This is a genomic window from Parasalinivibrio latis, assembly GCF_036825535.1.
GTDB lineage: Bacteria > Pseudomonadota > Gammaproteobacteria > Enterobacterales > Vibrionaceae > Parasalinivibrio > Parasalinivibrio latis.
Map to the genome: position 1 here is coordinate 1,528,126 of NZ_CP098812.1, position 20,541 is coordinate 1,548,666.

Sequence of the window (20,541 nt, forward strand, 5' to 3'; positions counted from 1 at the left end):
CACCCTTTTCTGCTTCACGTCAATTCGATTACTTAAATCAGCTCAGGTCGAAACGGCGGGTAGCTTCCAAAAGGCCGGTTGCCAGGCGGTTAAGGTCATGGCAGGTGGTCGCAGTGTGCTGGGTACCCTGGGCATTTTCCTCAGAAACGCTTTGGATTGTCGTTACGTTCCTGTTCAGCTCCTCGGCAACCAGGTTCTGCTCTTCCGTGGCACTGGCGATCTGGTTGTTCATGTCAGTGATCATATTCACTGCGTCATTGATACGGTCGATGCTCTCTCCAGCTTTGCTTGCCAGTTCAACAGAGTTCATCATCTGACTGCGGCTGATTTGCATCGCGTTGCCGGCTTCGGCGGTACGGGCTTGCAGCAGCTCAATCATCTTGTTGATTTCTTCTGTTGATGCCTGGGTGCGCTGAGCCAGAGTGCGTACTTCATCCGCCACAACAGCAAAACCACGGCCTTGTTCACCAGCACGTGCAGCTTCAATCGCAGCATTCAAAGCCAGAAGGTTGGTTTGGTCAGCAATGCCACGGATAACATCCAGAACCATGCTGATGTTGTGACTGTCCTGTTCCAGCTGCTGAACAACATTCGAGGCATCTTCGAGCTTGGTAGCCACTTCATCAATGCTTGAAATAGTTTCCTGAACGACGGAAGTACCTTGGCCAGCTGCATCCATTGCATGGTTTGCTGCTCCGGCTGCTTCAGTCGTGTTTCGGGCAACTTCCTGCAGTGTTGACTGCATTTCGTTCATTGCAGTGGCAACCTGGGCGATTTCACCTTGTTGCTGCATCATGCCCTGTGCGGATTGCTCAGAAATAGCACTGACTTCTTCAACGGCTGAGCTCAACTGTGCGACAGAACCAGAAATTTCATTAACCAGCTGGCTCAGGCCGTTTTTCATCTCCCGGATAGCATCAGCCAATTGGCCTGTTTCATCGTGGTTAATTTTGCCGGTATCAAGCCAGTCACACAGTACACCACGTCCCAGTTTACCCTGTGCAATGGCTCGGGCTTGGTCTACAAGCATCGCCAGTGGATTACGGATCTGGCGGGTAAGGACGGTCGCGAAGACGATAACCAGTGCCAGGCCTGCCAGCATAGCGCCAATGATGTTCAGACGGGCTGAAAAGTAGACATCCTCAACCATCTCTCTGCCTTCAACTGAAAACTCATGGTTGATCGCTACCAGTTTCTCAATTGCATCAACTACTTTTGCGAAAAGTGCCGGGCCTTCGCGCAGGAACAAAGACTGGGCATCGTCATATCTATTCTGTTCTACCAGGTTAAACACCCGCATGTGAAGATTCTGGTACTGAGCCCAAAATTGCTTCACATTGTTATAAATTGCGGTTTCCTGGGAGTCATAAAGGCCTTTGTGGTACGTATCGAACAGGTGGCTGATTTCAGCAGGTTTGCTGTTCAGAATACCGCGGTACTTGGCTTCCAGGGAGGCGTTTTGGCGTACCAGGAAATAGCCCAGCTCATAACGGCGATAGTCAGTAATCTGGTTGCGGATGGCGTAAGCGGTGTTCACACTTGGGAGGATGTTGTCTGTAATATCCAATGCCTGGTGATTCATCCGGCCAAATTGGGTCAGAGCGAAAATTCCGGTGAATACCAGCATCAGACCAAGCACGGAAAAAGCCAAAGTCAGCTTCTTGCCGATGGTCAGGTTGCGTAGAGGCATGATTTACGTCCTACTTATAATGCATTAGGAATAGTTGTGTGATGTAAATCATATTTATATGAAATTGCTATGTATAGCGGAAATTGCTATTTGCGTGGTGAATGCAGAGCGTTTGCGGAAAATCTGTCCAATAAAATAGCCCGGCGAACCGGGCTGGGGAAATTACTTGTGTTGGGGCGCGGGTTCAGCAGGCTTTTTCCGAGTTACCCAAAGCGAGGCTGAAATTGCCACAGTAATAGTTGTAACAATGACGCCAAGTGAAATTACGGTCGGGATGGCGTAATCAGTGTGTGACAACAGCATCTTGATACCGATAAAGCTGAGGATAAACGCCAGAGCAGGGCGCAGGTAGCAGAAACGGTCCAGCATACCTTCCAGTACAAAGTACAGGGAACGCAGGCCCAGCAGGGCGAAAATATTCGCAGTCAGAACCAGGTACGGTTCTTTGGTTACGGCGAAAATTGCGGGAATTGAATCCAGTGCGAACATTACATCCGTACAGGCGATGACTACCACTACAACCATCATCGGGGTTGCGAACCACTTGTGGTTTTCCCGAACCAACAGTTTGTGGTCACGGTAATCGTCTGTCACAGGCAGTAACTTGCGAACCAGACGTTCTGGTATAGATTCGCCCGGCTTAACAGATTCTTCTTCTTCGTCTTCTTTCCATAGTTTGTAACCGGTGTAAATCAGGAATCCACCGAAGACGTACAGGATCCAATGGAAGGTTTCCAGCAGTTCAGCACCAACGCCAATCATAATGGCACGCAGGACCAATGCGCCTAAAACCCCCCAAGTCAGTACTCGTGGGCGCAAGTGTGCAGGAACAGCAAACTGGCTGAACAGCAGGGCAAAGACAAACAGGTTGTCGACACTCAGTGATTTTTCAAGCAGGTAACCGGTCAGGAATGCGGTGGCCGCAGCAGGAGAGGTGTAGCTGCTGTCCGGTGCCATGGCAGACCAGTTAAAATAGAGGAATGCATTGAAAATCAGCGCCAATACTACCCAGAATACGCTCCAAAGCGCGGCTTTCTTGACGGTAATCTTGCCGCCTCGGGTTTGGTAAAGATCAAGCGCAATCATAAAGCCGGTTAGTACAAACAGGCCTTCGTAGCTTAGCAGGGACATAAAGCGAGATGCTCCTTCCAGAAATGGCGGAAGGGCGGCGTTTAAGACGCGATCCTCCGCCAGTGACATCAATCGCATCAATCCCGCCAGAATGGCAGGCATTGAATTGATAACTTGGCGTTGGTCTCGTCAAAGCGATGGTGGGCTCTCTGATAGCCGGAAGCTTCTGCTTCGGGATGACGACTATCAGACCAGTGGTGACTACTCCCCAAACTCGCCGCAATTCTAACTCCGTTAGTAGCCGGAATTCCAGTAATGTTTTAGATCTTTATGGGTAGTTGTACGACATTTATGACAATCAATTTGCATATTGGGTATAAAATACTGAGCAAATTGTCTGCTTTATGTCTTTTGCCCATGAGAAAAACGATTTCTATTGTCATATTGTCCGTTTTTGTTGTCGGCGTTTTTTTCGTTCTGGAATATAGGGAAACGCGCAGTCCGGTTTATGTTGCCGCCCGGTACGGAGTGGATATGACCGAAGAACAGAGCAAAGGGGCAGCATTGGTGATGAAAACCCTGTTTTCAGTTGATACTTACCATCCTTGGCTGGTTGATCTACCCGATACATCACTAAAAATTCCACTTACCGAACTGCACGGTTTTGGCAAACATGGCTTTGCCTCCGGGCGGTATGAGGACGGTGCAGAACGCGGCACTGTTAATATTGCCTACCCGGACATTTTCGCACTTAAACTTGGGGACCCTGCACGAGAAATGTACTTTACCGTGCCTTATTCCATCAGTAATCAAGGGTCGGGTATTTTCTGGTATCTCGGTTTGTTTCGCTATGACAACGGGTTTAAAGCTGTAAACCAGATAGATTGGGTTTACCTTGGAGACCGGATTGCCTGGCACGCTGTGCGTTCAACTTCCTTGGGCCCGAACTGGCTGAAGCTGCAGTTTTCTTGGTTGGATCATGCTGACTACCAGAGCCTCTCGGAAAACCCCAATCACTTGGTGACCCGCGTAGTCGATGTATCTCCTCATGGATTCGGCCGCGTCAAACGACCGTCAGGTATCTGATGTCAGATTCAGACAACCGGCTCAATATTGCGTGTCAGGAAGCACTATTTCCATCATTCAGCCGGTTTTGACGTTTTTAAGTTTCACAGTGTCGCCGTGAAATAATTTTCTTGCCGCCGTCGCGCCACATTTATGGGAATTCCACAATGGATGAGGACGAGGCCATGAGTGTTATTCCCCAACAACAACCTGGTGACTCCCAGGAAGCACGAGCCGGTGCCGCGCGGCACAACACTGACGTAGACCAGTCCAGCCGCAAGGTGCCGGTTAACCTCCGTCAGTCCGGCCCTACAGCCGTTGAAATGCTTATCTCCACCCGAGTAAGAAAGTCACCGTACTGGCACCTGTCTGTTGAAGCAGGTTGCTGGCGTGCAACAGTTTACAACCGTATTTACCATCCCCGTGGTTACGTTAGGCCAGAAGAGGGTGGTGCCATGGTTGAGTACGCGTCCCTGGTCAATGATGTCACTATGTGGAATGTGGCTGTTGAGCGCCAAATTCAGGTAAAAGGGCCAGATGCTGAAAAACTGGTGGATTACGTCATTACCCGTGATGCGACAAAAATTAAACCAATGCATGGTAAATACGTGGTTTTGTGCAACGAAGACGGCGGAATTTTAAATGACCCGGTACTACTGCGCGTAGCAGAAGATGAATTTTGGTTTTCTATATCTGACAGCGACCTGGAGCTGTGGTTACGTGGCGTCAATATTGGCAAAGGGTTCGACGTCACTATTGCCGAAATTGATGTTTGCCCGGTGCAGATACAAGGGCCGAAATCTGAAGCATTGATGGTTGATCTGTTTGGTGATGAGGTCAGCGATATTCCTTTCTATGGATTGATGGAAGGTCAGGTTGCCGGGAGGGATGTGATTATTTCCCAGACCGGGTTTACCGGTGAGAAGGGATATGAAATATACCTTCGCGATGCCACCCTTTACGCCGAAGATATGTGGTATGCCGTACTTGATGCAGGCAAAAAGCATAACCTCAGGGTGATTGCGCCCGCCCACCATCGGCGGATTGCAGCCGGCATCCTTTCCTGGGGACAGGATATTGACCAGGAGATTACGCCATTCCAGTGCAACCTTGCCTACCAGGTACCGCGCAACAAGGATTCAGACTATATCGGCAAAACTGCACTTGAGTCTCACAGGGCGCAACTGGAAGCAGGTGACTCTCCGTACACCCTTGGTATGGTGGGTCTCCGGCTGGGCGGTGCAGAAATCACAGATTATGCCAATGATTTCTGGCTTGTCTTCAGCGAGGGAGGTAACGAAGCACTTGGTTATGTCACCTCTCCGTGGTATTCACCGGAGCTGCAAACCAACATTGCCCTGGCGTTTGTACCATGGGAAGGGCGTGAATCTGGGACTCGCTATGAGGTAGAGCTTCCGGTTGAATATGCACTTCCTGACGGTACAACCCGGGTAGCAGCAGAAGTGGTCGATGTGCCATTCCGTCCATCGGTTAACCCTAACTCCCGTGAAGTGGCGAAACTAAGAGGAAGTGACTTTGTAGATTGATGAAGTCACCTTGCTGTTGCCTGAAAGCGGAGCAACGTGTTGCTCCGCGGAGGTGTCCGTATGAAATGTGTGCACGAAATCGGTGAGGGGGTTCCATCACCTGGAGAAGTGGCAATACCTGATTCGATCCAGTTGGCCAGGCAAGCCTCAATAGAAGTTACTGCAAAAGATATATTGTCTGATTCGGGCTTTTGGGGTTCTTTACCCCGGGGAATGAAAATCTATGTCCCTTTTCTGCCTAAAAGCCGGTTTTCTGAAAACCTTCAGGCATGCCAGAAACTCAGGTTACAAGGGTATGACCCTGTGCCACATGTACCGGCAAGGTCGCTTTCCAGCAGTGTGGAGCTTGGGGACTGGCTCGGGGCGCTGACAGTCAGCGGGGTTGACAAGATTTTGCTGATTGCCGGAGACCGTAAAGTTACTGGCCCTTTCGCCAACACACTGGATGTTATTGATTCCGGTATTTTGTCATCGTTTCCCTTGAAAGGTATTGGTGTCGCCGGGCATCCGGAAGGTCACCCGGCTGCGAATACGGCAGAGCTGACTGATGCGCTTATGGCGAAGAAAGTCTGGGCTGCAGAGCATGGCATTGATATGTGGGTGATGACGCAGTTTGTATTTGAACATCAATCTGTTACGGAGTGGCTTGAGAGCCAGCATGAAGTGTTGTCACCTCTCCCTGTCATTGTAGGGCTTCCGGGACCGGTTCAGCTTAAAACCCTGATTGCTTATGCGGCACATTGTGGAGTAGGATCCAGCGCCAAAGTGCTGAAGCGCAGACCGGGAGCAGCCCGGCTTCTTCGGGCGTGGAAGCCTGATGGTGTGATCGGGGCGTTAGCCAAATATCACGCAGATAACCCGGATTCCATGTTTCAAGGTATTCATATCTTCCCCTTTGGCGGTTTACAGCGGTCAGCTGAATGGCTGAGGCAAATGTCACTCAGTGGTTAGCGAAAGTATCGCTGTTGCATCAGCTGTCTTTACTTTTGTATTTGTTTTAATCACTTATGCAAAGGTTGCTTTCATTTTGGCGAGGCTCTTACCCGGATGTTCTCGCCGTTTTGTATTCAGGAGGCCGTAATGACCACCTCTCTAGAACTATGCGAAGGCACCACGTTCGTAGACAAACCACATACATTTGCACCGGATTTCCCTCCACCGGGCTCACCGGATATAGAAATTGCCCGTGCTGTAAAGCCCATGCCAATTCAACAACTCGCACAGAATCGCCTTGGCTTGGGTATTGAACAGGTAATCCCTTATGGACACTACAAAGCGAAGCTCAATTTAGACAATTTAAGGGACGGGGAAAATGTTTCGCCGGTTTCAGATGACGGCAGCACTACAGGAAAGCTGGTTTTGGTCACCGCGATTACGCCAACCCCTGCCGGAGAAGGTAAAACAACAACCAGTATCGGCCTGACCGACGCCCTTAACCTGTTGGGTATCAATACATCAGTATGCCTCCGTGAACCCTCTTTAGGCCCCTGTTTTGGCCTGAAAGGTGGCGCAGCCGGTGGTGGCCGTGCGCAGGCCATTCCGATGGAAGACCTTAACCTCCACTTTAACGGCGATATCCACGCCATTACAGCGGCTCACAATCTGTTGGCTGCAATGATTGACAACCATATCCAGTGGGGTAACGAGCAAAACATTGATTCCCGGCGAGTGGTATGGAGACGTGTTGTAGATTTGAATGACCGTGCTCTTAGAAACGTCATTGTCGGCTTGGGTGGAAAAGTTAACGGCATACCACGCGAGACCGGTTTTGATATCACCGTTGCGTCGGAAATAATGGCAGTACTTTGTCTGGCGGAGAATCTGGAAGATCTGCAGAAGCGACTGGGTGACATCATTGTGGCATACCGGTTTGATGACGCGCCGGTAACAGCCAGAGCGTTAGGAGCAGATGGTGCGATGACGGTGCTTCTGAAAGATGCCATGTTACCGAACCTTATCCAGACCCTCGAATACAACCCGGTATTTGTCCACGGGGGGCCATTTGCCAACATTGCCCATGGTTGCAGCTCTGTTGCTGCAACGCGAGCAGCATTGGCAGTGAGTGATGTAGTCGTCACGGAGGCGGGGTTTGGTGCTGATCTGGGTGGCGAGAAATTCCTCGATATCAAATGCCGTCTTTCAGGGTTGCGTCCGGATGCTGCGGTACTGGTATGTACTATTCGGGCACTTAAATCGCAGGGTGGGGTGGAAAAAGCTGACCTGAATTTTGAAAATGTCACTGCTTTACAAAATGGCGCCTCCAACCTTGTACGTCATATTCAGAACCTTCAGCAGTTTGGCCTGACGCCGGTTGTGTGTATTAACCGCTTCCCTTCTGATACGGAAGAAGAAATTGCGGCAGTGAAAGCGCTTTGCCTGGACCTTGGTGTGACAGCGGTTTGCGCAGAGCACTGGGCTAAAGGGGGGAATGGTGCTTTAGAGCTGGCGCAGGTAGTTGCAGAAGAGTTAGCGAAGCCTTCGCCTGAGGTGACGTTGCTCTATCCGGATGAAATTTCTCTGGAAGAGAAAGTCACGAAGGTGGCGACCAAACTATATGGGGCGTCGGGTGTAAGCTTCAGCGCAGAGGCTAAAAAACAAATGGCTGTTTATACAGGCATGGGTTTTGGCCACCTGCCTGTCTGTATTGCAAAAACACCTTACAGTTTTTCGTCTGATCCGAAAGCCTTAGGGGCGCCGGATAACCATGATTTGCCAGTAAGGGAAATGCGTTTAATGGCGGGTGCCGGTTTTGTTGTTGCAGTCTGCGGAGATGTAATGACGATGCCAGGACTGCCCGCAAGCCCAGCCGCATTAAATATTCGCCTTGACGACAATGGGCTAATTGAAGGGTTGTTTTAATTGAAATAAGGCCTGATGCGAATAAGCATCAGGTCTAGTATTGTTTACTTTTCCTTGTATTATCTGTTCGTTTCTATTTCATCACATAATTTGAAGTGATTATCGGATATTTTGTGAAGTTGGTTTATCATCTTCTGGATGTTATTAATTGCGTAATAATGAATTTCATTACGCAATAAGTCTCTTATGTGTAGAAGATGGAGAATCTATAATGAAAAAAGCGTTGGTTGTATTAGGTATGGTTTCTTTGGTTGCGGCATGTCAGACGACAAAGTTAGGTGAAGCCAAGGGCTTAGGCGCAGCGGCAATACCCATGGACTTCGATACCCCGGGAAGCCAGTTTGCATGCAGTAGAATTTCACTTCCTCTTTATACAGTAGAAGAAGGCAGCGCGTATTATAGTGATCCTTTTGAAGTAGAGATTTACCCTGCCAGAGATCGCTCGTATCAGATACGCTCAGATATTCCTGAAGGAAATTACGCTATTAAGTCACTGCGCTGTTATTCCAAAGAGCGATATGTTATTAACGGTGCAAAATCATATATTGAACACGAAGTTTCTCTTTTCCTCCCAATTGCTCCAAACGAAATTACCGTTCCTAACTTTAAAGTAACTGGATGGCAGAAAAAAGATAGATTTAATTACGGTGTTGAACGAAGCTTTGGATTAAAGAGAAAGCAGACTATCGAACAGATTAAATCTGAAAATGACTTAACAGGTTGGAAACTCACATACTAATTATTTATGAGCCCCGTCTGTTCGGGGCTTTATATTTTATGCTGATTTCTAAATTCAATTGGAGTGATATTTTTATATTTTCGGAACAGCCGGTTAAAATTCGACTGATTTCCAAAACCACTTTGATCGGCGATTAGTGAGACAGGATATTCGGTCCGGATGAGAAGCTGGCAAGCATGTCCGATTCTGATTTGGGTCAGGTACCGGTTGAAGCTTTGTTTCATGTGCCGTTTAAAGAAACGGACAAAGCTACTGACACTCATATTCGCCAACGAAGCCATCTCTTCCAGTAACAATACCTGTCTGTAATCGCTGTGTACTTTTGCCAAAATAGTAGTTAGTGCTTCTTGCTGGTGGTGCTGCACATTTGCGCTATCGAAATGGTTTGATGCGAGCGATGTATATTCAGAGTGTATCAGTGAGTCCAGCAACGACAGTAAAACTAATAGTTTGTTTACTGGGTTGGCATCAGGAAGTGCCTCAAATTCTGGTGCAAGGCTCCTTGCAAGAGCCGGTGGGAAACATATTCCACGGTGCGCAGCTGACAGAAGTGCAGGCAAACCTGAGTACTCAGGAAACTGCTGTACCAGGGAATCTGCCCACTGCTGGCTGAACCATAGCACGTAAACAATTTGAGAACGGCTTTCGTCCAGACTCTTTGACGACTGCCAGGTATGTGGAAGGTTAGGGCCTGTTAGCACGAGATCCAACTCGCCGTGCCTTTCAATGGAATCGCCGACATAACGCTCACCGGAACTGTTAACGGTCAGGGTAAGTTCATATTCCGGATGGAAGTGCCATTCAAACGGGATAGCATCAAGTTCCCGCAACATAAACTTCCAGGAAGAACCCTCCGGTACCATTACTTTTTCAAACTGCGCTTTCATTGCTTCGTTGTGCCTATTTAGTACATATCCGTAAATATTCTAATTAATAATGAGCAGATAGTACTAATAGTTGAGCAAAATGTATCACATTAATCATGAGCTGCCTGCGATACTGACCCCGCCTAAATGAGGAGCCCCCGCCCGCAATATGGCAAGGAGTAACAGTGACAGGGAGGTCAACATGAAAAACAGATATGGGTTCGGTGACAACCAACCGGGTAACAACAGTGTATCCAATCTGCACGGTACGCAGCTTAAAGACATCGTGAAATCATTGCCGCTTCGCGTGTTGAGTGAGGAACAGTTTTTATTCTGGCAGCACAACGGTTTTGTGGTTATCAAAAATGCCATATCCCCTGAAACTGTTGAGAAATCACAATCATTTTTGTGGGAATTTCAGGAGATGGATCCGAATAATTCCCAAACCTGGTATCGCCCTCAATTCCGGGATCACCAGATGGCTGAGCTAAACAACTCAGGAATGGTCGAGTGTTATAACAACCAAGTATTGTGGGACAACCGCCAAAATGAGCGGGTTTATCACGCATTCGTGGACATTTGGGATCGTGAAGACTTGTGGGTAACGATTGACCGGGCAAACCTGAATCCCCCTAACAAAAAGGGTCGAGATTTTGGTGGTTTTGTTCATTGGGATGCGGACTCATCCCTGACACCTTTACCTGTTAATGTTCAGGGTGTATTGGCACTTTCTGATACAACCGAGGAAACCGGTGGCTTTCAGTGCGTCCCGGCTTTGTACCGAGACCTGGAAATCTGGCGTCAATCCCAACCCGATGACAGAGATACCTTTGTTCCGGACTTAACCGGCTATGAACCTGCGTTTGTGCCTTTACAAGCAGGTGATCTTTTGATTTTTAACTGTTTGCTCCCGCATGGCATTCGCCCTAACCAATCAGACCGAGTGCGCATGGCCCAGTATATTTCGATGGTACCGGCTGAAGAGGAAAACCTTGAGGTGCGGGATTGGCGAGTTAAGTCCTGGTCCGAGCGTTTGCCACCGGATGGATTTGCCTTTCCCGGTGACCCAAGGAATTGGGAACAGACTCGTTACCCTGTAGCTGAGTTATCAGACTTGGGAAGGAAGCTGTTGGGACTGGATGCCTGGCAGAAATAAGGCATTGATTCGGTTGTTTCCGGTTATAGCTTTTCGCTATGCTGGTTCCTGAAAACACTGTCAGCAGTAAGGGATTACCGGATGACTGAATCAGAAGCTTTAGAGAAAATATCCCAATACCCAAAACCTGCGGGTTTGTTGCTTCTGTCTATTCGGCAACTGATATTCGAGGTGGCGGATTCTGATGGGGTAGGACAGGTAGAAGAATCGCTGAAGTGGGGAGAACTCAGTTACAGCGTGAAAGGTGGATCACCGGTACGGATCGCATGGAGCGAGAAAAAGCCGGACTCAGTCTCTGTATACTTTGTCTGCACTACATCACTGGTTGAAACGTTCCGGGAAATTTATGCAGAGCTGTTTATTTTTCACGGCAACCGGGAGATTGAAATTCCTATGGATAAGCCAGTGCAGTTCGAGCCGTTAGCGCATTGTTTTTCCCTAGCGTTTCATTACAAATCACTCAGGCATTTACCCCTGCTGGGTACCTGAAATAAAAAGCCCCGACATTCAATCCGGGGCTTTGTTGTTTTATTCAGGACTAAGGGCGGCCAGCTTGCTGACGTTGTCCGCCTTTGCGGTTGCCTTTCCCTTGGGGTTTCCCCTTAAAACCGCCATTCTGCGTGGGTTTGCCTTGTTGTGGTTTGCCCTGGCTGCGGTTTTGTTGTTCACCGCTGGTATTCTGGTTTCGGTTCGTGCCCTTGCGGTTTTGGCCGTTCCGGTTGCCGCTGTTCCCTCTGTTACCATCTTTTCGGATATCCGGCTGGTTCGGGTGTTTTGTGGCAAAACGTTTGGCACTGTGACGGCCTGAATTTCGCTTCTGGGCCAAGGTTTCTTTTGCCTCGGCACCTTCGGCTGGTACCAGACACCCAGGACGATCACCTATCAGGTTCTTTTTGCCCATGGATACCAATGCTTCACGGATAAGCGGCCAGTTGGCCGGGTCGTGATAACGGAGCAATGCCTTGTGCAGGCGACGTTGGCGATCACCTTTAGCGACAAACAACTCTTCACGTTTTTTATACTTCACGCGCTTAAGCGGATTGGTTTCCGAGTGGTACATTGCTGTCGCATTACACATTGGGGACGGGTAAAAGTTCTGTACCTGGTCACATTCAAATTCGTTCTTTTTCAGCCACAACGCCAAGTTGACCATATCTTCATCGGTACAGCCTGGGTGTGCAGAAATAAAGTAGGGGATGAGGTACTGTTTCTTACCCGCTTCCTGACTGAACTTTTGGAACATTTCCTTGAACCGGTCATAGGTACCCATACCCGGCTTCATCATCAGATCCAGTGTGCCTTTTTCGGTGTGTTCAGGCGCAATTTTCAGGTAACCGCCAACGTGGTGTGTGACCAGTTCACGAACATACTCAGGAGATTCCACCGCTAAATCATAACGAACGCCAGATGCAATCATGATCTTCTTGATACCCGGTACTTTACGGGCGCTGCGGTACAGATCGATGGTGTGCTTGTGGTCGGTGTTCAGCTTTTCACAGATCTTGGGGAAAACGCATGACGGCCGACGGCAATTGGCCTCAGCTTTAGGGTCTGAACAGCCCAGACGGTACATGTTGGCTGTCGGGCCACCCAGGTCCGAGATGGTGCCAGTGAATCCTGGGACTTTCTCCCGGATGTCTGCCAGTTCCTCCAGAATCGACTCTTTTGAACGGTTCTGGATAATCCGGCCTTCATGCTCGGTAATAGAGCAGAATGAACAGCCACCGAAACAGCCACGCATAATGTTGACTGACGTTTTAATCATGTCATACGCCGGGATCTTGGCTTTACCGTACTTCGGGTGAGGTACACGTGCATAGGGTAGCCCGAACACAAAATCCATCTCTTCTGTAGAGAGCGGAACAGGCGGAGTATTCACCCACAGTTCGCGGTCACCGTGTTTCTGGATGAGAGCGCGTGCAGAATGTGGGTTCGTTTCCAGGTGCATCACGCGAGCAGCGTGCGCGTAGAGAATTCTATCGTTAATAAGCTTTTCAAACGATGGAAGGCGAACGTAGCTGTTTTGCGCATCGTGTTTGGTTGGGCGTACAACGATGGGTTTCGGTGACTCGGTAGTGCCTTCCGCCCCGGTGACGCAGTTGGCTTCAGTAGCATAAGGGTTTGGCATCACCATGCCTCGGCCCGGTTTTTCAATCCGGCTTGAATCCACCTCAAACATGGTTTCAGGTGCTTCTTTGAGCATGATGGCCGTTCCCGGAATTCGGTTCAGGGCAGATACATCCTCGCCATTTGCAAGGCGATGAGCAACTTCTACCAGCGCACGCTCGGCATTGCCGAAAAGGAGGATATCAGCTTTGGCATCTACCAATACGGAGCGACGAATTTTGTCTGACCAGTAGTCATAATGCGCAAGGCGACGAAGGCTGGCTTCGATACCACCCAGCACAATAGGGACCTCTTTGTACGCTTCTCGGCAACGCTGTGAATAAACCAGTACAGCGCGGTCAGGACGTTTGCCGCCTTCATTGTTTGGTGTGTAGGCATCGTCATGGCGGAGCTTTCTGTCTGCCGTGTAGCGGTTGATCATGGAGTCCATGTTACCCGCAGTGATCCCAAAGAACAGGTTCGGTTTCCCCAGCGCCATAAACGCATCTTTGTTCTGCCATTCCGGCTGGCTGATAATACCCACACGGAAGCCTTGTGACTCCAGGAGACGGCCGATTATTGCCATACCAAAGCTTGGGTGATCCACATACGCATCCCCGGTTACGATAATAATGTCGCAACTGTCCCAGCCTAACTGGTCCATTTCTTTCCGGCTGGTAGGCAGGAAAGGAGCTGTGCCAAAGCATTCAGCCCAGTATTTATCGTATTCGTATATCTTTTTAGAAATCAAATCTTTATCTCTTGCCAATGTTCTTTGGGGGCATATACGGGGCACTACTACTCAATTTCGTGTTGAGCAGGGCCAGCTGATCGCCGGTGTGCTCACTTACCCAGTCACCATACGTTTGGTAGATCTCTTTTGCCGAAGCATGCCCCATTTGTTTTGCGATAAATGTCGGCTTTACGCCTGCGCTCAGCATCCAACATGCATAAGTATGTCGGGTTTGGTAAGGGCGGCGGTATCGCAAGCCTGCCCGCCGAACGGCTGCACACCACTTTTCATGGATCCCAACATGAGAATAATTTGGCCCGGTTTCACGGGTTGCCGTGATACGGGCTGAAAACACAAAGCGCACCGATTCTGTCACCAGTGTAACATTATCTTCCTGAATAACGTTGACCTTCACAGGAGCCAGCATGTAAGTAATGGCACGCTGTCGCGACAACGCATCAAGCGCAGGGTCGAGCAGGTTCACCGTCCGGACACCGGAGCGCGTTTTAGGCAACTTAAAGTCGCCACTTAGCGTGATATTGCGCCGCACTGTCATTGTCCCTCCCTTGAGGTCAATGTCTTCCCAGGCCAGCGAGATCAATTCGCCATGACGCAACCCGATATAAAGGGCAAGCGTTCCAAAGTGCCTGTCCTGATCATTGTTGTAGTCGGCCAACAGCCGCTGGCATTCTTCGCTGTTCGGTCGATCAGGAATGATGCGCCCGGATTTTAGTTCTTTGATGCCTGTAAGTATACGTTCATCACAATAACCAATGGTAATTGCAAAGCCGAAAACGGACTTTAGCGTGTCCATGCAGGTATTGACGGTTCTTGGTTTGCAACTAGCCAGCCAGAAACAGCGTGGCTACAGCGACCAGTATGCAGACCGGGAGATTGGACGCCTTTATGCCTTGATTGGGGGAGATTGACCACAATAGTGGGGTTAACAATCAATGAATGGGTTGTTTTAGGCGGCTTTTTTCTTGGTGCAGAATATATATCACCAAAACTTCCACCATGGTTTACGTGTATCTTGGGGAAGCGGTTCTGAATCGAGCCACATGTGGCTGAATTTTCTATATAGCTTGGGGTACAGGGTTGAAAGTATATCCGGTTCCTCTTCCCATTCCTCGCCGGAGGGCGTTGGAGGGGGGAGCTTAGCTCTGGATATACCTTCACCTGCCAGTGACTCCACCGCCTCGGAAACGGCATAAGAAAAACCTTCGTAGAACCAACTGTCTTCCTGATAATCCAGTTCTGCAAGGTCATCCGGATTGTTAATGGCAATGCTAAAGTCCCTTTGTCCTCGAGATATCAGGGAGGCTCTGAAATCTATAAATGTGTCGTCGCTGCACCCACCGTTCATGACATACGCCGCACCCCACAATGGCCAGGTATAAAGCTCGTCCATCATTTCATCAAAATTCTCTGAGAATTTGAGGGCTTCTTGCGGGTTAAGTTCTGATATGGCTGTTTTTATCAGTTCACACTTGTGATCCATGTTGCCATTAGCATTATCATGGGCGGTTTGGATAATTTCCCAGAATGTAGTTTTATTCATAAATCCTCTATCTGGTTTAGTGGTGACTGTTTAGAGACTAAGAGGTTAAGTTTGTTCTAAAATATGCTCTATAAAAGCAGATTTTTTCCTGCGATATTCTTCTTGAGATTTGCCTTCACAAGATATTTTTAGCTTATTGTACTGGCGAACTAACAACGGATTAGATCGTAATTTATCTCGAAAGGTCAAAAAACATTCAAATTCTGAACCAATTGCTACAATTTGAAGCGCAACATCTTCATTTGATGTTGATTCCAGCATACAGAGTACGGAGCTCCGGAATGTGTCAGATTTTACTTGGAAACCCATAGTTGTAAGCCGCTGAACTGCGCTTTCCAGTTCTATTGCTTCTACGCCAACGAATATATCGAGATCTCCTTTGGATACTGCCATGGGAATTGAAGATGCGCCGACATGCTCAATTCTTGCATTGGGCAGTAACTTTTGTATTTCTGGCTGGTATTGACGAAACAGTCTTTCACATGAAGCTTGATAATGTTCTGCTCTGAAGAATTTCATATTTCCTCTAGAAGGGGCAATGCTGAATGTAATCGTTAGTAGCTTTATTTTCTTATTTTCGATGTATATGAGAGGCTAAATGGATTCATGGTGAGAATCAATGACTGTTGTCTTGTATGTAACTTATTCCCGGAAAATCTGGTACAACAATCACTGGATAGAATCTGTTTCCTGAAACAGACAAACTATTATGGTGTTTATACTTCCCACCAAAAATAAACCCAAACCAACTTTATTGAAGCGCAACGCACTATCCTAAAATATCAGTTGTTCTCCACTATTTTGAAAGAATAATACATTCTATTATGTATGTGTTTACATGCTTACCATTGGTGTTGAGTTCGGTGAATTATTCGAGATCATACACTATTAAGTGAGTGAAAAATCAAGTGCTTCATGCCGTCAGTTTAGTGTGTTCTATAGAAACAAAAATCAGTTTGATTTAAACCGATTCTCGTCCAATCAGTTTTGAGAGACTTTATGGATATTGTGAATGTATTTACCGCAGCTTTATCGCAGATTTGGTATGTCTTCCCTTTATTGGCACTTGCCAGTGTCATAAAGAGCAATTGGTTTAAAGGTGCTTTGGGTGAGTTCATCGTAAACAGATTACTTGCGACATTACCAAAAAGTGATTATGTCACGATCAAAGACGTCACTCTGCCGACAGAAGATGGGACCACGCAAATTGACCATGTTGTCGTATCGAAATTTGGTATTTTTGTTGTTGAGACGAAAAACATGAAAGGGTGGATTTACGGTTCAGCCCAACAAAAAAGGTGGACACAGAAAATTTACCGGCACAGCTCTACGTTCCAGAACCCGTTGCACCAGAATTACAAACATACCAAGACTCTTGAATCGCTGTTGGATTGTGCTCCGGAGATGCTGCATTCATTGATAGTATTTGTTGGTGACAGTACCTTTAAAACTCAAATGCCAGCCAATGTAACCAATGCAAGGGGTGGGTTGAGATACATTCGGACTTTCCATGATGTCGTGATGACTGAGGATGAAGTGCAACATATACTGGCAACACTGAATGCCCTGAAATTAAACCCTGGAATAGTGACTTCATGGAAGCACCGAAAACATGTCCAGAGTATTGTTTCAAATAAGGCTAATGAATGTTGTTGTCCCCGTTGTGGTTCAGACATGGTTATTCGGGAAACCAAGCGAGGGGTGAACGCTGGGTATAAGTTTTGGGGATGTTCTTCTTACCCTAAATGTAGAGTTGTTCTGGAACTGAAAGAAACAGTTAAGGGTTAACTTAAAGGCCAAACGCTGCGTCGATCAACTTAGCTAGTTCAGGTCAAATCAATGTATGTTGTGGCTATATGTAGTCGATTAATAAAGCCGTAGTCAAAATTGTTTTATTATCAATGTGATATTTGAATTGATGGTAAGAATTCACTTAACTGATGGATAAAACAAACCCCGACTTATCAGCCGGGGCTGGTTTGACCCTCCAGCACTTACGATGAGCAAGAGCCGCAGCATACGCCCGGATCGCCGTGCTTTTTTTTCTTTTCAGCCTGCGCTTCGGATGGCTGAACTTCGTTTACACCAGACGCCTGTTTCTCTGCTTGCTTTTGGTCTTCTGGTTTCTCTTTGGAGAACAATTTTTTGATTGAAAATCCCATAACTAAGTTCCTTAAGTTTTAATGTGCATTTCAAATGCATCTTAAAACTTAATAGTAGGGGGCTTCAACCATGTATATTTCGCGGGAATTCTGGGATCTGGTATCGAAGGGGATGGCTCGGTCAACTTTCCGTAAAAAAGCTGAGTCTCTCAGTGAGAAAATATAGGCTTTAACGTTGCCCGGTTTACCCTGTATACAGCGGCTTCTAAGCTGTTTTACTGTCCGTCGTCTCTTTCAACTGCTCCCGGAGAAATTCGATAAAGGTGCGGTCTGCCAATGTCAGGTATCCCTCTTTACGCCAGGCGATGCCAAGTTCCAGTGTGATGGAATGCTCAAAAGGAATCCCGGTAATGCCGTCCTCCCGGTCTGTTACCAGATCGAGAAGAGCAGTGATGGCATAACCGCCTCGCACAATTTTCAGGATCATTGCCAACAGGTTAGTTTCGAAAGCGAAGTTGGGTTGGAATCCGTGTTCGCGGCAGACTTTATCAATGAATTCACGGTGGAAGTAACCGGCCTTGAACATAATCAGTTCTTCACTGAAAAATTCATCAAAGCTCACGACCTCCCTAGATGCGAACGGGTGTTCATCACTGACGACAGCAACCATGGACGCGGTAAGGAGGTGCTGGGTTGCGAGGGGGGCCGGTACGTCTTTATCTATGATGACGCCTAGATCCAATTCGCCTTTTAACAGCATGTCCCGGATAGACTGGGTGCCGGCTTCAATGACGGTGAGTTTAAGGTTGGGGTACCGGCTCCTGAATGCCATCAGGATTTGCGGAAAGAAATAGGAACCCATCATGCCGGGAACACCAATCCGGACTTCCCCTTTGGTTAACCCCTTGAGTTCCGCAACCGCAGCTTCGGCGTCTTTGACTTGTTGCAAAATCCGGCGGGCGTGCTCAAGCAACACCTTGCCTTCGTGGGTGAGGTGAACTTGCTTTTCGTTACGGTCAAAAAGCACAAGCCCCAGTCCGGCTTCCATTTTCTTAATCGCAATACTCAGTGCCGGTTGTGCGATATGCAGGCTTCGGGCTGCCCGGGTAAAGTTGCCGTGTTCAGCAACGGAGACAAAATAACGTAGCTGGCGAGTTTCCATAAACTATAAACAATCGATCTTGATACCATAAAATTAATATACTTCTTTTATTCAGACTCTGCTGTTACTTTGATTTCATATTGTTACCCCAAGCTAAACCGGAGTTTTCCATGATTGAAGCGGGCAGCCAGGCCTTTCGAAAAACCAGCTTTGCATTGGCATTTGGCTCGTTTCTTGTGTTTTGCAACCTCTACCTCTTCCAGCCCATGCTGCCGTTGATGGTAGAACACTTTGCTATTTCCGCGACAAAGGCCAACTGGTTGTTGGCAGCCTCAACATTTGGGCTGGCATTTACCTTGGTGCCCTGGGCGATGATTTCTGAGCGCATTGGTAGGCGTCCAGTCATGTTATTCAGCCTTTCGTTGATGCCTGTAGTCGGCGCGCTGATGTTGCTGTCAGAGAGCTTTCTTTATCTCGTTATCATGCGGGCCTTTATGGGGATAGCACTTGCCGGTTTTGCTGCGGTGGCTGTGGCGTATATGGCTGAAGAGTTCAGTCCGGCTGCACTGATGACAGCAGTAGGTGTATACATCAGTGCGAACTCCCTGGGTGGGATTGTCGGCAGGATCAGTGGCGGCGTACTTACCGGTTCTTTTGGATGGGAAGGAGCAGTTATTGCGATGGCACTGTTTACAGCGATGGGTGTAACGCTTGTCATCTGGCTCCTGCCCCGTCAACAGCATTTTGAGCCGGCGAAAGTGGGTGTACTGACACATTCCCGCGCGGTGATTGACCATTTCCGTAACCCGGTAATTTGGCTGGCGATGTTGATTGGCGGGATTAACTTTGCGCTCTTTGTAAATCTCTACTCTGTGATGGCATTCCGGCTGGTGGCGGCACCGTACTCTCTGCCTATCAGCTTCGCATCTATGATTTTTCTTTGTTATCTGGCGGGTACTCTGTCTTCTTCACTGAGTGGACGCTGGACGGCGAAACACTCTCCGATTCAGGGAATGGTAATGGGCTCACTGCTCTTGGCATTAGGCGTACTGGTTGCCAGCCATCCTTCTATTCCCGCGATGCTGTTTGGCTTGCTGATTATCAGCGGCGGAGCATTTTTTACCCACTCACTGGCGTATGCCTGGGTAAGCCGAAATGCAAAGGAAGGTAAGGCCACAGCAACTGCACTGTATCTGGTTCACTATTATACCGGCGGGTCTTTGGGCGGGTTCCTGCTCATTGCCAGTTGGCAGCACAGTGGTTGGTTTGGTGTCGTTATGGCGTCCACTGCCCTTATTGCAGCCATGCTCTTTGCAATCGGCTTACTTAAAAAGCGTTTGTCACGTCCGCCAACAGTCACCCCTGAAATCCACGGTGCGGAAGTGAACTAATGAAGTGATCATCCTGAATACAATAAACCGGGAGCAACTTTCTCCCGGTTTTCTATTTTGGGTTATCAGCCGTTGACCAGGGTTACCGTTTGTTGACCCTTCCCTGAACCGCTTTAAAACGAGGGTTGGATTTACAGATAACGTAAATCCGGCCCCGGCGTTTTACAATCTGGCAGTCCCGGTGGCGGTTCTTTGCACTTTTCAGTGAACTTAATACCTGCACAAATCCTCCTTAGGACTTCTTGCCAAAATTACCAAACCGGCGGTTGAAGTTGGCGACGCGGCCTTCTTTGTCTACCACTCGCTGTTTCCCGGTAAAAAATGGGTGTGATGCAGAAGACACATCCAGTGTGGCGTAGGGGTAGGTGTTACCGTCTTTCCACTCAATGGTCCGGTCTGTCTGCAATGTAGAACCGATCAAAAAATACTGATCGGCACTGGTGTCATGGAAAACAACAGTTCGGTAGTTAGGATGGATGCTTGCTTTCATAGCGTCTCCTTACATCAGTTACAGCACAACACGTGTTATGTTATAACATATATAATGAGAGTG

20 protein-coding genes are annotated in these 20,541 nt (G+C 48.1%); 9 read left to right on the plus strand and 11 right to left on the minus strand.

Annotated features, from left to right (window positions below):
• Positions 1–37: 37 nt before the first annotated feature.
• Both NF212_RS07325 and NF212_RS07330 read right to left on the minus strand, forming a co-directional pair.
• Positions 38–1,690 carry a methyl-accepting chemotaxis protein gene (locus NF212_RS07325; protein WP_434360191.1) on the minus strand — a complete coding sequence of 551 codons (1,653 nt, stop codon included), beginning with the start codon at positions 1,688–1,690 and terminating at the stop codon, positions 38–40.
• A 162-nt stretch (positions 1,691–1,852) separates the two neighbouring features.
• Entirely contained in the window at positions 1,853–2,821 is a 969-nt protein-coding gene (locus NF212_RS07330) for a TerC family protein (RefSeq protein ID WP_434360847.1), read from the minus strand.
• 474 nt (positions 2,822–3,295) lie between these two features.
• Between NF212_RS07330 and NF212_RS07335 the strand changes: the two genes are divergently transcribed.
• The 5 genes from NF212_RS07335 to NF212_RS07355 all read left to right on the plus strand — a co-directional run bounded on the left by NF212_RS07335 (position 3,296) and on the right by NF212_RS07355 (position 8,971).
• Complete coding sequence (locus tag NF212_RS07335) at positions 3,296–3,847, plus strand: hypothetical protein (protein WP_434360193.1); 552 nt, start codon at positions 3,296–3,298, stop codon at positions 3,845–3,847.
• Positions 3,848–3,993: 146 nt separating this feature from the next.
• Entirely contained in the window at positions 3,994–5,373 is a 1,380-nt protein-coding gene (locus tag NF212_RS07340) for a glycine cleavage T C-terminal barrel domain-containing protein (protein ID WP_434360195.1), read from the plus strand.
• Between the two features lie 60 nt (positions 5,374–5,433).
• The gene (locus NF212_RS07345) at positions 5,434–6,324 is read left to right on the plus strand and encodes a methylenetetrahydrofolate reductase (RefSeq protein ID WP_434360197.1); all 891 of its coding nucleotides are present in this window, start codon (positions 5,434–5,436) and stop codon (positions 6,322–6,324) included.
• A gap of 129 nt (positions 6,325–6,453) precedes the next feature.
• Positions 6,454–8,232, plus strand: a complete 1,779-nt coding sequence (locus NF212_RS07350) for a formate--tetrahydrofolate ligase (RefSeq protein ID WP_434360199.1) — start codon at positions 6,454–6,456, stop codon at positions 8,230–8,232.
• Between the two features lie 211 nt (positions 8,233–8,443).
• Positions 8,444–8,971 carry a hypothetical protein gene (locus NF212_RS07355; protein ID WP_434360201.1) on the plus strand — a complete coding sequence of 176 codons (528 nt, stop codon included), beginning with the start codon at positions 8,444–8,446 and terminating at the stop codon, positions 8,969–8,971.
• A 29-nt stretch (positions 8,972–9,000) separates the two neighbouring features.
• Here the strand turns inward: NF212_RS07355 and NF212_RS07360 are convergent, their stop codons facing one another.
• On the minus strand, positions 9,001–9,858 hold the full coding sequence (locus NF212_RS07360) for an AraC family transcriptional regulator (RefSeq protein WP_434360203.1): 858 nt from the start codon (positions 9,856–9,858) through the stop codon (positions 9,001–9,003).
• A gap of 181 nt (positions 9,859–10,039) precedes the next feature.
• Here NF212_RS07360 and NF212_RS07365 point away from each other — a divergent pair, with 181 nt between their 5' ends.
• Positions 10,040–10,993, plus strand: coding sequence for a phytanoyl-CoA dioxygenase family protein (locus NF212_RS07365; protein ID WP_434360205.1), 954 nt, complete (start codon positions 10,040–10,042; stop codon positions 10,991–10,993).
• A gap of 81 nt (positions 10,994–11,074) precedes the next feature.
• Positions 11,075–11,482: a DUF1801 domain-containing protein gene (locus NF212_RS07370; RefSeq protein ID WP_434360207.1), complete on the plus strand. Its 408-nt coding sequence runs from the start codon at positions 11,075–11,077 to the stop codon at positions 11,480–11,482.
• 49 nt (positions 11,483–11,531) lie between these two features.
• On the opposite strand, the gene NF212_RS07375 is transcribed toward NF212_RS07370, so the two are convergent.
• From NF212_RS07375 to NF212_RS07390, 4 genes are all read right to left on the minus strand, one after another.
• Positions 11,532–13,850 carry a YgiQ family radical SAM protein gene (locus tag NF212_RS07375; protein WP_434360209.1) on the minus strand — a complete coding sequence of 773 codons (2,319 nt, stop codon included), beginning with the start codon at positions 13,848–13,850 and terminating at the stop codon, positions 11,532–11,534.
• Between the two features lie 4 nt (positions 13,851–13,854).
• On the minus strand, positions 13,855–14,646 hold the full coding sequence (locus NF212_RS07380) for a site-specific integrase (protein ID WP_434360211.1): 792 nt from the start codon (positions 14,644–14,646) through the stop codon (positions 13,855–13,857).
• A 186-nt stretch (positions 14,647–14,832) separates the two neighbouring features.
• Complete coding sequence (locus NF212_RS07385) at positions 14,833–15,393, minus strand: DUF4240 domain-containing protein (RefSeq protein ID WP_434360213.1); 561 nt, start codon at positions 15,391–15,393, stop codon at positions 14,833–14,835.
• 45 nt (positions 15,394–15,438) lie between these two features.
• A complete protein-coding gene (locus NF212_RS07390; protein WP_434360215.1) occupies positions 15,439–15,912 on the minus strand; it encodes a GrpB family protein in 474 nt (157 codons plus the stop codon).
• 480 nt (positions 15,913–16,392) lie between these two features.
• Between NF212_RS07390 and NF212_RS07395 the strand changes: the two genes are divergently transcribed.
• Positions 16,393–17,181, plus strand: a complete 789-nt coding sequence (locus tag NF212_RS07395) for an NERD domain-containing protein (protein ID WP_434360217.1) — start codon at positions 16,393–16,395, stop codon at positions 17,179–17,181.
• 206 nt (positions 17,182–17,387) lie between these two features.
• On the opposite strand, the gene NF212_RS07400 is transcribed toward NF212_RS07395, so the two are convergent.
• Entirely contained in the window at positions 17,388–17,555 is a 168-nt protein-coding gene (locus NF212_RS07400; RefSeq protein ID WP_434360219.1) for a CCGSCS motif protein, read from the minus strand.
• Between the two features lie 205 nt (positions 17,556–17,760).
• Complete coding sequence (locus NF212_RS07405; protein ID WP_434360221.1) at positions 17,761–18,657, minus strand: LysR family transcriptional regulator; 897 nt, start codon at positions 18,655–18,657, stop codon at positions 17,761–17,763.
• Positions 18,658–18,767: 110 nt separating this feature from the next.
• Between NF212_RS07405 and NF212_RS07410 the strand changes: the two genes are divergently transcribed.
• A complete protein-coding gene (locus tag NF212_RS07410) occupies positions 18,768–19,988 on the plus strand; it encodes an MFS transporter (RefSeq protein WP_434360223.1) in 1,221 nt (406 codons plus the stop codon).
• 82 nt (positions 19,989–20,070) lie between these two features.
• Here NF212_RS07410 and ykgO read toward each other — a convergent pair whose 3' ends face one another.
• Complete coding sequence (ykgO, locus tag NF212_RS07415) at positions 20,071–20,211, minus strand: type B 50S ribosomal protein L36 (protein ID WP_054673429.1); 141 nt, start codon at positions 20,209–20,211, stop codon at positions 20,071–20,073.
• A 9-nt stretch (positions 20,212–20,220) separates the two neighbouring features.
• Positions 20,221–20,478 (minus strand): type B 50S ribosomal protein L31, encoded by a 258-nt coding sequence (locus tag NF212_RS07420; protein ID WP_434360226.1) that lies wholly within the window; start codon positions 20,476–20,478, stop codon positions 20,221–20,223.
• Between the last annotated feature and the right edge of the window lie 63 nt (positions 20,479–20,541).

What these genes read in the sequence shown, in the direction of transcription:
- NF212_RS07380 (WP_434360211.1), bottom strand. Translation starts at nt 14,646, where the DNA reads ATGGACACGCTAAAGTCCGTTTTCGGCTTTGCAATTACCATTGGTTAT.
- NF212_RS07420 (WP_434360226.1), bottom strand. Translation starts at nt 20,478, where the DNA reads ATGAAAGCAAGCATCCATCCTAACTACCGAACTGTTGTTTTCCATGAC.
- NF212_RS07350 (WP_434360199.1), top strand. Translation starts at nt 6,454, where the DNA reads ATGACCACCTCTCTAGAACTATGCGAAGGCACCACGTTCGTAGACAAA.
- NF212_RS07340 (WP_434360195.1), top strand. Translation starts at nt 3,994, where the DNA reads ATGGATGAGGACGAGGCCATGAGTGTTATTCCCCAACAACAACCTGGT.
- NF212_RS07355 (WP_434360201.1), top strand. Translation starts at nt 8,444, where the DNA reads ATGAAAAAAGCGTTGGTTGTATTAGGTATGGTTTCTTTGGTTGCGGCA.
- NF212_RS07330 (WP_434360847.1), bottom strand. Translation starts at nt 2,821, where the DNA reads ATGTCCCTGCTAAGCTACGAAGGCCTGTTTGTACTAACCGGCTTTATG.
- NF212_RS07370 (WP_434360207.1), top strand. Translation starts at nt 11,075, where the DNA reads ATGACTGAATCAGAAGCTTTAGAGAAAATATCCCAATACCCAAAACCT.
- NF212_RS07405 (WP_434360221.1), bottom strand. Translation starts at nt 18,657, where the DNA reads ATGGAAACTCGCCAGCTACGTTATTTTGTCTCCGTTGCTGAACACGGC.
- NF212_RS07390 (WP_434360215.1), bottom strand. Translation starts at nt 15,912, where the DNA reads ATGAAATTCTTCAGAGCAGAACATTATCAAGCTTCATGTGAAAGACTG.
- NF212_RS07365 (WP_434360205.1), top strand. Translation starts at nt 10,040, where the DNA reads ATGAAAAACAGATATGGGTTCGGTGACAACCAACCGGGTAACAACAGT.
- NF212_RS07385 (WP_434360213.1), bottom strand. Translation starts at nt 15,393, where the DNA reads ATGAATAAAACTACATTCTGGGAAATTATCCAAACCGCCCATGATAAT.
- NF212_RS07325 (WP_434360191.1), bottom strand. Translation starts at nt 1,690, where the DNA reads ATGCCTCTACGCAACCTGACCATCGGCAAGAAGCTGACTTTGGCTTTT.
- NF212_RS07360 (WP_434360203.1), bottom strand. Translation starts at nt 9,858, where the DNA reads ATGAAAGCGCAGTTTGAAAAAGTAATGGTACCGGAGGGTTCTTCCTGG.
- NF212_RS07395 (WP_434360217.1), top strand. Translation starts at nt 16,393, where the DNA reads ATGGATATTGTGAATGTATTTACCGCAGCTTTATCGCAGATTTGGTAT.
- NF212_RS07400 (WP_434360219.1), bottom strand. Translation starts at nt 17,555, where the DNA reads ATGGGATTTTCAATCAAAAAATTGTTCTCCAAAGAGAAACCAGAAGAC.
- NF212_RS07410 (WP_434360223.1), top strand. Translation starts at nt 18,768, where the DNA reads ATGATTGAAGCGGGCAGCCAGGCCTTTCGAAAAACCAGCTTTGCATTG.
- NF212_RS07345 (WP_434360197.1), top strand. Translation starts at nt 5,434, where the DNA reads ATGAAATGTGTGCACGAAATCGGTGAGGGGGTTCCATCACCTGGAGAA.
- NF212_RS07335 (WP_434360193.1), top strand. Translation starts at nt 3,296, where the DNA reads ATGACCGAAGAACAGAGCAAAGGGGCAGCATTGGTGATGAAAACCCTG.